At 73.0% G+C, this 12,680-nt stretch carries 8 protein-coding genes and 1 pseudogene; 3 read left to right on the top strand and 6 right to left on the bottom strand.

Annotated features, from left to right (window positions below):
• Positions 1-13: 13 nt before the first annotated feature.
• From ACRRSS_RS02320 to ACRRSS_RS02305, 4 genes are all read right to left on the bottom strand, one after another.
• A complete protein-coding gene (locus ACRRSS_RS02320) occupies positions 14-1,753 on the bottom strand; it encodes an N-acyl-D-amino-acid deacylase family protein (RefSeq protein WP_435969545.1) in 1,740 nt (579 codons plus the stop codon).
• A gap of 145 nt (positions 1,754-1,898) precedes the next feature.
• Positions 1,899-3,023 (bottom strand): LLM class flavin-dependent oxidoreductase, encoded by a 1,125-nt coding sequence (locus ACRRSS_RS02315; protein WP_435969544.1) that lies wholly within the window; start codon positions 3,021-3,023, stop codon positions 1,899-1,901.
• 121 nt (positions 3,024-3,144) lie between these two features.
• Positions 3,145-3,906 carry an SDR family NAD(P)-dependent oxidoreductase gene (locus tag ACRRSS_RS02310; protein ID WP_435969543.1) on the bottom strand — a complete coding sequence of 254 codons (762 nt, stop codon included), beginning with the start codon at positions 3,904-3,906 and terminating at the stop codon, positions 3,145-3,147.
• An 11-nt stretch (positions 3,907-3,917) separates the two neighbouring features.
• On the bottom strand, positions 3,918-4,835 hold the full coding sequence (locus tag ACRRSS_RS02305) for an LLM class F420-dependent oxidoreductase (RefSeq protein WP_435969542.1): 918 nt from the start codon (positions 4,833-4,835) through the stop codon (positions 3,918-3,920).
• A 278-nt stretch (positions 4,836-5,113) separates the two neighbouring features.
• On the opposite strand from ACRRSS_RS02305, the pseudogene ACRRSS_RS02300 reads away from it, so the two are divergent.
• Positions 5,114-5,470 (top strand): annotated as a pseudogene (locus tag ACRRSS_RS02300) (PIN domain-containing protein); the annotation flags it as partial.
• A 102-nt stretch (positions 5,471-5,572) separates the two neighbouring features.
• Here the strand turns inward: ACRRSS_RS02300 and ACRRSS_RS02295 are convergent.
• Positions 5,573-6,790, bottom strand: a complete 1,218-nt coding sequence (locus ACRRSS_RS02295; protein WP_435969541.1) for an amidohydrolase family protein — start codon at positions 6,788-6,790, stop codon at positions 5,573-5,575.
• A 616-nt stretch (positions 6,791-7,406) separates the two neighbouring features.
• On the opposite strand from ACRRSS_RS02295, the gene ACRRSS_RS02290 reads away from it, so the two are divergent.
• Both ACRRSS_RS02290 and ACRRSS_RS02285 read left to right on the top strand, forming a co-directional pair.
• Entirely contained in the window at positions 7,407-10,283 is a 2,877-nt protein-coding gene (locus ACRRSS_RS02290; RefSeq protein WP_435975227.1) for a BTAD domain-containing putative transcriptional regulator, read from the top strand.
• 225 nt (positions 10,284-10,508) lie between these two features.
• The gene (locus ACRRSS_RS02285) at positions 10,509-10,730 is read left to right on the top strand and encodes a hypothetical protein (protein ID WP_435969540.1); all 222 of its coding nucleotides are present in this window, start codon (positions 10,509-10,511) and stop codon (positions 10,728-10,730) included.
• A 278-nt stretch (positions 10,731-11,008) separates the two neighbouring features.
• On the opposite strand, the gene ACRRSS_RS02280 is transcribed toward ACRRSS_RS02285, so the two are convergent.
• Positions 11,009-12,643, bottom strand: coding sequence for a FadD3 family acyl-CoA ligase (locus ACRRSS_RS02280; RefSeq protein ID WP_435975226.1), 1,635 nt, complete (start codon positions 12,641-12,643; stop codon positions 11,009-11,011).
• Between the last annotated feature and the right edge of the window lie 37 nt (positions 12,644-12,680).

The following is a 12,680-nucleotide window of genomic DNA, read 5'->3' as shown; positions in this document are numbered from 1 at the left end:
CGCTCCGTGAGGGTCATCGTGTGCTCACCGTCCTCGTGTCACGGCCGGAGCGCAGCACCCTGCCCGGGACCGCGCCGGTCACCTCGTCGTCCCGGACCGTCTCCACCCCGTTGACACGGACCGACACGATCCCGACCGCCCGCGAGTCGAGCCGCGGGCTGTCCCCCGGCAGGTCGTGCACGAGGGTCGCCGGGCCCGCGTCGATCCGCTCCGGGTCGAAGAGGACCAGGTCGGCGTGGAAGCCCTCGGTGATACGGCCGCGCTCACGGAGCCCGAAGAGCCGGGCCGGGTCGTCGGTCAGCATCCGTACCGCCCGCTCCAGGGGGACGAGCTTCCGGCCGCGCAGACAGTCCCCGAGGAAACGGGTCGTGTACGGGGCTCCGCACATCCGGTCCAGGTGGGCGCCCGCGTCCGAGCCGCCGAGCATGACGTCCTCGTGGTCCCAGGTCGCGCGGCGCAGCGCCCAGGAGGCCGGGTCGTTGTCGCCGGGCATCGGCCACAGGACCGTCCTGAGCTCGTCGTTGGCGCAGATCTCGACGAGGCACTGGAAGGGGTCCTGGCCGCGTTCGGCGGCGATGTCCCGCACCACCCGGCCGGTGAGGCCCTCGTTCTCCCGGCTGTACGTGTCGCCGATGACGTACCGGTCGAAGTGGGCCAGGCGCCGGAAGACCCCCGCCTCCCTGGAGTCGGCGCGCCGCAGCATCTCGGCCCGCACGCCGGGGTCGCGGAGCCTCGCGATCCGTTCGGGGACGGGGAGGGCGAGGATCTCGCCCCAGCCGGGGATGAGGTTGAGCGCGCAGAACGTGCCGAGGGACATGTTCATGGGGGTGAGGATCGGCATGGTCAGGGCGACGATCCGGCCGCCGGCCCTGCGGGCCCGCTCGGAGGCGGTGAGCTGGCGCGGGACGCGCTCGGGGACGGCCGCGTCGATGGTGAGGACGTTCCAGTTGAGGGGCCTGCCCGCCGCCGCCGTCATCTCCACGAAGAGGTCGATCTCGGCGTCGGAGAACTGGTCGAGGCAGCCCGCGAGGATCGCCTCCAGTTGGGTGCCCTCGTACTCGCCGACCGCCCGGGAGAGGGCGATCAGCTCCTCGGGCGTCGCGTGCCGGGAGGCGACGGGGGCGCCGTCGCCGTCGGAGTGGGTGGCCGACTGGGTGGTGGAGAGCCCCCAGGCCCCGGCCGCCATGGCCTCCTTGAGGAGCCCGACCATCTGCTCCAGCTGCTCGGCCGTGGGCTGCCCGCCGACGGCGTCGGCGCCCATCACGTACCGGCGCAGGGCGCAGTGGCCGACCATGAAACCGGCGTTGACGGCGATCCGGCCGTCGAGGGCGTCCAGGTACTCGGCGAAGGACGACCAGCTCCAGTCGACGCCCTCCTCCAGGGCCTTCAGGGCCATGCCCTCGACCTTGGACATCATGCGGCGGGTGTAGTCGGCGTCCTCGGGCCGGTCCGGGTGGAGCGGGGCGAGGGTGAACCCGCAGTTGCCGCCGGCGACGGTGGTGACGCCGTGGTTCATGGACGGGGTGGCGTACGGGTCCCAGAACAGCTGGGCGTCGTAGTGGGTGTGCGGGTCGACGAAGCCGGGGGTGAGGACGAGACCGGCGGCGTCCTGCTCCGTCCGGGCCTCCTCGCGTACGGTCCCGGGCTCGGCGACGACGGCGACGCGGCCGTCGCGTATCCCGACGTCGGCGGTGAAGGCGGGGGCGCCGGTGCCGTCCACGACGATGGCGCCCTTGATCAGGTGATCGAGCATGACGTTCCCTCTCTGGACGGGGACACGGGTGCGCCCCGGACCGGGGGCCGCCGCGGAACGGCCTCCGGCCGGGGCCGGTACGGGGCGGCGGTCCGGGAAGACACCACCCCGCGCTCGTACGCCGGGGGCCGGCGCGGCGGTCCCGTCAGGAGCCGGACGACTGGCGGAAGCGGGTGGTGCGGTGGACCGGGTCGGTGTCGATCCGCGGGATCACGTGCTCGCCGATCAGCTTGATCGAGTTCATCGTGTCCTCGTACGAGATCCCGATCGGCAGTCCGAAGGACAGCTGGTCCGCTCCCGCCCGCTCCCACCGCCTGCACTGGGCGAGCACCTCCGACGGGTCGCCGCAGATCATCAGCTCCTCCTGGATGAGGAGTTCGATGATCTCGGCCGAGTACTCGGGGAGCAGCTCCGGCCACTCGGGGACGCCCTCGGGGCGGGGGAAGGTGTCGTGGTAGCGGAAGAGCAGCGACTGGAGGTAGTTGAGGCCGCCGCCGACGGCGATCTCGACCGCCTTGTCGTGGGTCTCGGCGCAGATGGCGGTGGAGGTGACCATGACGTTGTCGTTGACGAAGTCGCCGATCGCCCTGGCCTCCTTGATCGCGGTCTTGTAGGACTCGACGACCCACTCCATGTCGGAGACCTTCTGCACGCTGAAGCCGAGGACGCCGAGGCCCTTGCGGCCTGCCATGGCGTACGAGGAGGGGGACCCGGCCGCGTACCACATGGCGGGGTGGGACTTCCCGTACGGCTTGGGGAGGACCTTGCGGGGCGGCAGCGACCAGTGCTTGCCCTGGAAGCCGACGTACTCGTCCTGGAGCCACATCTTGGGGAACTCGGCGATCGTCTCCTCCCACAGCTCCTTGGTGTGGTTCATGTCGGTGATGCCCGGCATGAACCCGAGGATCTCGTGGGAGCCCGCGCCCCGGCCGGAGCCGAACTCGAACCGCCCGCCCGAGAGGTGGTCGAGCATGGCGACCTTCTCGGCGACCTTCACGGGGTGGTTGACGGGGGCGAGGGGGTTGAAGATGCCGGAGCCGAGGTGGATCCGGTCGGTGGCGTGGGCGAGGTAGCCCAGGTAGACGTCGTTGGCGGAGAGGTGCGAGTACTCCTCCAGGAAGTGGTGCTCCGAGGCCCAGGCGTACTTGAAGCCGGACCTGTCCGCCTGGATGACGTACTCGGTCTCCTCCATGAGCGCCTTGTGCTCGGCGTCGGGATCGGTCTCGGCGCGCTTGCCGACGTATCCCTGTACGAAGATCCCGAATTCCAAGGGGGTTCACCGTCCTCGTGAGTTTCCGACGGAGTTTCTGACGAGCCGTCAGATTTGCGATGTGCCCGACTGTGGCATCGCGGGGTGAACCCGTCAATACCTGATGGGTCGTCAGCTCGGCTCAGAAGAGGCTGACACCGGCCAGCCAGCCGCCGTCGATGACGAAGGGCTGACCCGTGATGTACGCCGAGTCCTCGCCCGTCAGGAAGAGGGCGAGGGCCGCCACCTCGTCCGGGCGCCCGATCCGCCCGAGCGGCACGAGCCTGCGGTACAGCCCGGCCGTCGCCTCCGTGTCCACGCCCTCAGGGTTGCTCATGGGAGTGTCGATGGCTCCCGGGCAGACCGCGTTGACCCGGATCCCCCTGGCCGCCAGCTCCAGGGCCGCGACCCGGGTGAGCCCCAGCACGGCGTGCTTGCTCGCCGCGTACGCGCCGACGCCCGCCATTCCGGTGAGCCCCGTGTACGAGGCGGTGTTCACGATCGTCCCGCCGCCGGCCGCCGCGATCTCCGGCGCGACCGTCCGGATGCCCAGGAAGCAGCCGGTCTGGTTGACCGAGACGATCGCCTGGAACTCCTCCAGGGGCGTGGAGAGCAGCTCGTTGAAGCGGAGGATGCCCGCGTTGTTGACGAGCCCGTCGATCTTCCCGAACCGCCCCTTGGCGAAGGCGACGGCGGCCTTCCAGTCCTCCTCCCGGGTCACGTCCAGGCGGACGTACGCGGCCCGCTCCTCCCCCAGCTCCTTGGCCAGCGCCTCCCCGGCGTCGTCGAGGACGTCCGCGAGGACGACCCTGGCCCCCTCCCCGGCGAACAGCCGGGCCTCCTGCTCGCCCTGCCCGCGCGCCGCGCCCGTGACGAGGACGATCCGTCCGTCCAGCTTGCCCATGCCCGTACTCCCTAGAGGTGGGGGGCGACCTCCGTGCCGAAGGCCGCCATCTGGTCGATGAGTTCGGTACGGCTCCGGGAGCGGAACCGGACCTGGATCTGGTCCACGCCCATCTCCCCGTACGCGCGCAGGGAGGCGGCGATCTCCTCCGGGCGGCCGCTCAGGGTCCGCCGGCCGACCTGCCAGCCGGGCGTCCCCACGTACAGGGGTTCGGCGATCGCGCCGACCGTCAGCGGCTCCGCGATCCCGGCCTCGGCGCGCAGCCGCAGCAGCCGCCGGATCTGCTCGGCGAGCCTGTCCCGCGGGTCGCCCTGGGGAAGCCAGCCGTCGCCCTTGAGCGCGGCCCGGCGCACGGCGGCCGGGGAGGAGCCGCCCACCCAGAGGGGAACCCGCTCCTGCGCGGGCCGGGGCAGCTGGCCCAGCTCCTTGAAGGCGAACCGCTCCCCCGTGTGCTCCGGGTACTCCTCGGGTCCGAGCGCCGCCCGCAGCGCGTCGACGGTCTCGTCGAGCACCGCCCCCCGGCGCGCGAAGTCCACGCCGAGCGCCTCGAACTCCTCCTGGACGTGCCCGGCGCCGACCCCGAGGACCAGCCGGCCGCCGGACAGGTGGTCGAGCGTCGCGTACGCCTTGGCGGTGACGAGCGGATGGCGCAGCCCGACGACGGCGACGTGCGAGAGGAGCCGGACCCGCTCGGTGGCGGCGGCGAGGAAGGAGAGCGTGGCGACCGGGTCGTACCAGACGGTGCTCATGGCCTCGGCGAGCCGGCGGGGGATGGCGACGTGGTCGCAGCTCGCGAGGTAGTCGAAGCCGTGGGCCTCGGCGGCGCGGGCGACGGCGAGCAGGTCGCCCGGGCCGGCCGCCGCCTCCCAGGGCTCGGCGTAGAGGGCGCTCTGCGACTGGACCGGCAACTGCATTCCGTAGACCACCACGAGGAACCCCCTTTGACTGACGGTGCGTCAGACGACGAAGGGGCCCATCGTCATCGCTGACGCTCCGTCAGGCAAGGGGCGGGGGGAAAGCCGTCACCTCGGCACCGCCAGCCGGGGCGACCCGGGGGGGGGCGGCCGGAGGGTGAGTGGGCGACGGAAGATGGGCGAGGGCGACCCGAGGGCCGCCCGGAGCCGCCCGAACCACCATCGGGGGCCGCACGAGGGCTCGCAGAGGAAATGCCGAGCAGCGTCACCGAACCGAGAAGGACGGTCGGTGACTCCAGTCGGCCTGGTACGACGCCGTCGACGCCGAGGCGATCGCGTCCTGCTACCCGGAGCGCGCCGAATTCCTCTACAGCGCGCGGACCGGTCGCGAGTACGACGAGATCGCGGGGATGTTCACCGACCTCTACCCCGACGTGGCGGTGCCCAAGAACGCGGGTCGCTGGATCAGCTCCGTCCAGCACCGGATGGCGCGGGCGGGGGAACACCGGAGCGCCTCGGCCGTCGACCTGATCATCGCGGCCACCGCCGCCCATCACGGGCTGACCGTTCTCCATGACGACGCCGACTACCGCACCGTCGCACGTCACGCCGCCGACCTGAGCGAGCACAGCGTCCGCGACGTGCGGTAGGGGGCGACGGCTCGGGCGGGGCCGCTCCCCGGCGGGCGAGCGGCCTCACGGGCACGGGTCACGGCCGCGAGGCCGTCCGGGGTCAGGCCGAGGAGCACGGGGTCACGGTCGCCAGAGGCCGTCCGGGGTCAGGCCGAGGAGGTCGATCGCGTTGCCGCGGACGATCCGCTCGACGACATCCGGGGCCAGGTGCCCCATCTGCGCCTCGCCCACCTCCCGCGACTTGGGCCAGGTGGAGTCCGAGTGCGGGTAGTCCGTCTCGTAGAGGACGTTCCCGGCCCCGATCGCGTCGAGGTTCCGCAACCCGAAGGCGTCGTCGAAGAAGCAGCCGAAGACGTGCTCGGCGAACAGCTCGGACGGCGGGCGCAGCACCTTGTCGGCGACCCCTCCCCAGCCCCGGTTCTCCTCCCAGACGACGTCGGCGCGCTCCAGGATGTACGGGATCCAGCCGATCTGCCCCTCCGCGTACATGATCCTCAGGTTCGGGAAGCGCTCGAACGCGCCGCTCATCAGCCAGTCGACCATCGAGAAGCAGCAGTTGGCGAAGGTGATGGTGGAGCCGACCGCCGGCGGGGCGTCGGCGGAGGTGGACGGCATCCGGCTGGAGGAGCCGATGTGCATGGCGATGACCGTGCCGGTCTCGTCGCAGGCGCGGAAGAAGGGGTCCCAGTGGTCCGTGTGGACCGAGGGGAGGCCGAGGTGCGGCGGGATCTCGGAGAACGCGACGGCCCGGACCCCGCGCGCGGCGTTGCGGCGCACCTCGGCGGCGGCGAGTTCGGGGTCCCACAGCGGGATGAGGGTGAGCGGGATGAGCCGCCCCCGGGCCTCGGGCCCGCACCACTCCTCCACCATCCAGTCGTTGTACGCGCGGACGCAGAGCAGTCCGAGCTCGCGGTCGCCCGCCTCGGTGAAGGTCTGCCCGCAGAAGCGGGGGAAGGTGGGGAAGCAGAGGGCGGACTGGACGTGGTTGACGTCCATGTCGGCGAGCCGCTCGGGCACCGAGTGGGAGCCCGGCCGCATCTGCTCGTAGGTGATGACTTCGAGCCGTATCTCGTCACGGTCGTAGCCGACGGCGGTGTCGAGCCGGGTGAGGGGCCGGCGCAGGTCCTCGTAGACCCACCAGTCGCCGATCGGCCCCTCGTCGCCCTTGGCCCCCATGACCGGGGCGAACTTCCCGCCGAGGAAGGTCATTTCCCTGAGCGGGGCACGGACGATCCGGGGACCGGTGCCGTGGTATCGGGACGGGAGCCGGTCCCGCCAGACGTGCGGGGGCTCCACGGTGTGGTCGTCCACCGAGATGATCTTCGGGAAGGTCTCCATGGCTTTCACGGTAGCGCCGATCTGACGACCCGTCAGCTATCGTGCGTCAGATCGGCGGGGTGACGGTGTCACTACGGCCTTGTCACAGCCCGCACTACGGCCGACCCGATGCTGACGGACCCCCTCCGGACAAGGCAGACTGTCAAGGGCGAAACCAGCGGCAGCGGTACGGGCAGGGGGAGCGATGGACCGTGAGAACGGGCCGCGAGTTCCGGCGCAACGGGCTCCGACGACGGATGGAGGCGCCCCGGTGGACACGGACGCCCCTGCGGCGACGGACAAGAGCGGCACGGACGCGGCTGCGCACCACGACACGGGAGCGGGCACGGGCACGGCTGCGGCTGCGGCCACCCGCCGCGACACGGGAGCGGGCACGGGCACGGAACCGGCGTCCGGGGCCGGAACCGGGGCCGGAGCCGGAACCGGGGCCGGAGCCGGAACCCGCCAGGGCAAGGACGCGGCCCCGGCCGCGCACCCCGAGGCGGAATCCGGCCATGGCACGCACCCGGGCCGCACCGCCGGCACCGGCGGCGCCACCGCCCCCGGCGCGACGCGTGCGGGCGCCGCCCCGGACACCCCCACCGACCACCCCGCCCCCGGCCTCCTCCGCTTCGCCGTGCTCGGACCCGTCCGCGCCTGGCGCGACGGTGAGCCGGTTCCCACCGGTTCGCCGCAGCAGCGCGCGCTCCTCGCCGCCCTGCTCCTGCGCGGCGGGCGCACCGCCACCGCCGCCGAGCTGATCGACGCGCTGTGGGGCGAGGACCCGCCCTCGCAGGCCCTCGCGGCCGTACGGACGTACGCGTCCCGGCTCCGCAAGGCCCTCGGCCCACAGGTCCTCGTCAGCGAGTCCGGCGGCTACGCCCTGCGCACCTCCACCGCCGCCCTCGACCTCACCGCCGCCCGGGAACGCGCCGCCGAGGGCGAGAAGCTGCGTGCCGCCGGCGACCGCGCAGCCGCCCGGGACCGGCTGGCCGAGGCGCTCGACCTGTGGGACGGCGAGGTACTGGCCTCCCTGCCCGGGCCGTACGCCGAGACACAGCGGGCCCGCCTGGAGGAGTGGCGGCTCACCCTCCTGGAGACCCGGCTCGACATCGACCTGGAGATCGGCGCGCACGCGGAGGCCGTGTCCGAGCTGACCGCGCTCACCGCCGCGCACCCGTTGCGCGAGCGGCTCCGCGAACTGCTCATGCTGGCGCTCTACCGCAGCGGCCGGCAGGCCGAGGCGCTCGCCGTGTACGCCGACACGCGCCGGCTCCTCGCCGACGAACTCGGCGTCGACCCCACCCCCGAGCTCTCCCGGCTCCAGCAGCGCATCCTGCGGGCAGACGCCGAACTCGCCCGCCCGGTCGAGGAGGCCGCCCCGACCGCCGCGCCCCTCGCCCGGCCCGCCCAACTCCCGGCGACCGTGCCGGACTTCACCGGCCGCGCCGCCTTCGTGAGGGAGCTGAGCTCCCGGCTCGCCACCGCCGACGGCCACATCATGGCGGTCTCGGCGCTCGCGGGCATCGGGGGCGTCGGCAAGACGACGCTGGCCGTGCACGTCGCCCACGAGGCCCGGCCGCACTTCCCGGACGGCCAGCTGTACGTGGACCTCCAGGGCGTCGGCTCCGGCGCCGCCGCGCCGGAGACCGTCCTCGGCTCGTTCCTCCGCGCGCTCGGCACCCCGGACTCCGCCATCCCGGACTCGCTCGACGACCGGGCGGCGCTCTACCGCTCGACGCTCGACGGACGCCGGGTCCTCATCCTCCTGGACAACGCCCGCGACGCCGCCCAGATCCGCCCGCTGCTGCCCGGCACGGCGGGCTGCGCGGCCCTCGTCACCAGCCGTATCCGCATGGTGGACCTGGCGGGCGCGCACCTGGTGGACCTCGACGTGATGTCCCCCGAGGAGGCGCTCCAGCTCTTCACGAGGATCGTGGGCACGGAGCGGGTCCAGGCAGAACGGGAGGCCGCCCTCGACGTGGTCGCCGCCTGCGGCTTCCTCCCCCTCGCGATCCGCATCGCCGCGTCCCGCCTGGCGGCCCGCCGCACCTGGACGGTCTCCGTCCTGGCGGCCAAGCTGGCGGACGAGCGGCGGCGCCTGGACGAACTCCAGGCCGGGGACCTCGCGGTGAAGGCCACGTTCGAGCTGGGCTACGGCCAGCTGGAGCCGGCCCAGGCCCGCGCCTTCCGCCTGCTCGGCCTCGCCGACGGCCCGGACATCTCCCTCGCGGCGGCCGCCGCCGTCCTGGACCTTCCGCTCTGGGACACCGAGGACCTCCTGGAGGCCCTCGTCGACACCTCGCTCCTGGAGTCGGCGGCGCCCGGCCGCTACCGCTACCACGACCTGGTCCGCCTCTACGCGCGTGCCTGCGCCGACCGCGACGAGCAGCCGCCGTCGGAGAAGGAGGCGGCGCTCTCCCGGCTCCTCGACTTCTACCTGTCGACGGCGGCCCGGGTGTACGCGATCGAGCGCCCCGGCGACCGTCTCGTCGACCACCTGGAACCCACCGGATACCAGGGCCTGGTCTTCACCGGCCGCCACGAGGCCCAGGACTGGCTCTACGCCGAGGCCAACTGCCTGCTGGCCACCGTCCGCCAGTCCGCCACCGCCCCCTCGGCCCTGCGCCGGGGCGTGGACCTGCTGTGGGCGTCGCTGGACCTCGGGGAGTCGGGGGCGAACGCCCGGGAGTTCGAGGCGACGGGAGCCGTCGTGCGCGACGCCGCCCTCGCGCTCGCGGACGACAGGGCAGCGGGCCGCGCGTTCATGGTGCTCGCCGGAGTGCACCACACGGCCGGCCGCTTCAAGGAGGCCGACCGGGACGCCGAGCTCACGCTGCCGCACGCGGAGCGGGCCGGGGACCCGGTTCCGGCCTGCTGGTCCGCGAACGCCCGGGGCATCATCGCGCTCTACCAGAACCGCTTCGCCGAGGGCGAGCAGTACCTCACCGAGGCCATCGAACGCTTCCGCGGCATCGGCGACGAACCCGGCGAGGCCAGCGCGCTGTGCAACCTCTCCCGCATCCGGCTGGCCACCGGACGCACGTCGAGCGCGATCGCCCTCGCCCGGCAGGGCACCGAGATCTACGACGCGATGGGCCACGCCCTCCGGGGCGCCAACGGGCGGTACGCGCTCGCGCTGGCCCTCACCCAGGACAACCAGCTCGCCGCGGCCGGCGAACGGCTCCGCGAGGCGCTGGCCGTCTTCGCCGACAGCAGGCAGCGGCTGTGGGAGGGGATGACCCTCTTCCGGCTCGCCGAGGTGGACCTGGCCGCGCACCGGAGCGCCCAGGCGGCCTCGAACGCGGAGATGGCGCTCACGGTGCTGCGCGGCATCGGCGGCGAGTGGCGCCGCGGCAACGTCCTCACCGTGCTCGGCCGGGCCCTCTTCGGCATCGGCCAGAGCGGACGGGCGCTGGTCTGCTGGCGGGAGGCCCTCGACATCTTCGAGGAACTCGGGGCGCCGGAGGCCACGGAGGTGCGCGCCCTGCTCGCCCCGGCGACGGCCGCGTAGCCCGTCGAAACCGTCGTGGCCAGTGCGTTCATCGTTCGTTTATCGCCGCCCGGCATGCTCTTCCTCACGACGATCCGTCGCGTCGGGGGGCAGGCGGGTTGCCGGTGAGGTCGAGGTCCCTGAGTACTAGGGTGATCGGCCCCGGAGATTCGTCCAGCTGTCCACGGGGGAACGGCTGGACGAGTCTCCCCACATCTCGGACATCACACGCAGGAGTTGACGAGCATGACCGACCCGATCAAGCAGGACCCGATCATCACCACCAAGGACATGCACGCCACCTCGGAGCCGGCCCTGGACTCGATCACGGCGAAGATCAAGGGCACCGGGGAGGCGTCGGTCACCACCAAGGACATGCACGCCACCTCGGAGCCGGCGATCGACGCGATCACCGCCAAGGTGACGGACGCGGACCTCGCGAACCACCCGGTCAAGCCGGTCGACTAGCCACTCCTGACGGGGATGGACCGCGGCGGCGACTTCGGGGGAGCCGCCGCGGACCACCGGGAGGGTCCGGTCGACGGGGGAGCACACGGGCTCGGGGGACGCCCGACGGAACCAGGGGGGATCCGTCCGGGCAGGGCCCGTGCGCGACGCGATCGGACCACCACGAAGAGGGGCCGGGCAGCTGCCCGGCCCCTCCGGTGTGTGTCGTGCGGGGAAGGAGGAGACGGGAATCGTCTTCCTCACGCGTCCTCAGGCGTACTCCGCGTCCTCACACGTCCTCACGCGTCGGCGGGCGTGGGCTCGGGGTCCGGGGCCGGGGGTGAGGTCCGGGTCGGGTCCGGGGCCGGGGTCTCGTCGGTGGCGTCCACGCGCGCCCGGAGCTCTCCCTTCACCACCTTGCCGCTCGCGTTCCTCGGGAGTTCCGTCACGAACTCGACCTGCCTCGGCACCTTGTAGTTCGCCATCTCCCGCCGCGACCAGGCGATCAGGTCGTCCGCGGTGACCCTCGCCCCCCGCCTCCGTACCGCGAAGGCCTTGCCGACCTCACCGAGGCGCGCGTCGGGGATCCCGATCACGGCGACGTCCGCGATGTCGGGGTGGAGGCCGAGGAGTTGCTCGATCTCGGCCGGGTAGGCGTTGAAGCCGCCCACGATGAACATGTCCTTGAGCCGGTCGGTGATCCGGAGGTTGCCGGCCTCGTCGAGGACGCCGATGTCGCCGGTGCGGAGCCAGCCGTCCCCGTCGATCGCCGCCGCCGTCGCCTCCTCGTCCTCGAAGTAGCCGCTCATCACGTGGTGGCCCCGGACCAGGACCTCGCCGGTCTCGGAGAGGCGCACCTCGGTGCCGGGGATCGCGCGGCCCGAGGTGGTGGCGACGGTCGTGTCCGGGTCGTCGCGGCGGCACATGGTGACGATGCCGCTCGCCTCGGAGAGGCCGTACGCGGTGAGGACCGTGCCGACGCCCAGGTCGGCGCGGAGGCGTTCGACGAGCCGCAGTGGGACCACGGCCGCCCCGGTCACGACGAGGCGGAGGGAGGAGAGGTCGTGGGCCGGGCGGGCGGGGTGGTCGAGGAGGGACTGGTGGAGGGTGGGCGGGCCGGGCAGGACGGTGATGCGTTCGGCGGTGATGTTGGCGAGGACGGTGTCGACGGTGAAGACGGACTGCGGGACGATCACCGCCCCCCGCATCAGGCAGGCGAGGATCCCGGCCTTGTAGCCGAAGGTGTGGAAGAAGGGGTTGACCACGAGGTAGCGGTCGCCCGCGCGGAGGCCGGCGAGCTCGGACCAGATCGCGTAGCAGCGCAGGCTCTGGGCGTGGCTGATGACGGCGCCCTTGGGGCGGCCGGTGGTGCCGGAGGTGTAGATGATGTCGGAGGGCGCCGTGGGGTCGATGGCGGCGGCCCGCGTGTGGACCCGGTCGGCCGGGACGGCGTCGCCCTCGGCGAGGAAGGCCTTCCAGGTGGTCCACTCCGCCTCGTCGGGCGCGGTGTCGCCGAGGACCACGACCTTCTCCAGGTGCGGGAGCGCGACTCCGGAGCGGCGCAGGGAGGCCACGTACGAGGTGCCGAGGAAGGTGCCGGTGACGAAGAGCAGCCGGGCCCGGGAGCGCTGGAGGACGTGGGCGGCCTCGGTGCCCTTGAAGCGAGTGTTCAGGGGGACGAGGACGGCTCCGGCGGTGACGGCGCCGAGGGCGGAGACGATCCAGTCGAGGGTGTTGGGGGCCCAGATCGCGACCCGGTCCCCCGCCCGTATGCCGGTGGCGAGGCAGGCGGCCGCCGCCCGTTCGACGCGTTCGCCGAGTTCGGCGTAGCTGACACGGGTGCGGCCGTCGACGACGGCCTCGCGCGCCCCGTACCGCCTCGCCGCCGCCCGTACGAGACCGGGGATCGTTCCCCACTCCAGGTCGCCGCGCATCTCCACCTCGACCACTCCCGTTCCACCGAACCCGCGA

It is taken from the genome of Streptomyces sp. Qhu_M48, assembly GCF_051305195.1.
In the GTDB taxonomy this organism is placed as follows: Bacteria; Actinomycetota; Actinomycetes; order Streptomycetales; family Streptomycetaceae; genus Streptomyces.
This window is presented reverse-complemented; position numbering and strand designations above follow the sequence as displayed.

Excerpts from the sequence above, each read along its gene's own strand:
- ACRRSS_RS02320 (WP_435969545.1), bottom strand. The coding sequence starts at position 1,753 with ATGCTCGATCACCTGATCAAGGGCGCCATCGTCGTGGACGGCACCGGC.
- ACRRSS_RS02280 (WP_435975226.1), bottom strand. The coding sequence starts at position 12,643 with ATGCGCGGCGACCTGGAGTGGGGAACGATCCCCGGTCTCGTACGGGCG.
- ACRRSS_RS02285 (WP_435969540.1), top strand. The coding sequence starts at position 10,509 with ATGACCGACCCGATCAAGCAGGACCCGATCATCACCACCAAGGACATG.
- ACRRSS_RS02295 (WP_435969541.1), bottom strand. The coding sequence starts at position 6,790 with ATGGAGACCTTCCCGAAGATCATCTCGGTGGACGACCACACCGTGGAG.
- ACRRSS_RS02310 (WP_435969543.1), bottom strand. The coding sequence starts at position 3,906 with ATGGGCAAGCTGGACGGACGGATCGTCCTCGTCACGGGCGCGGCGCGC.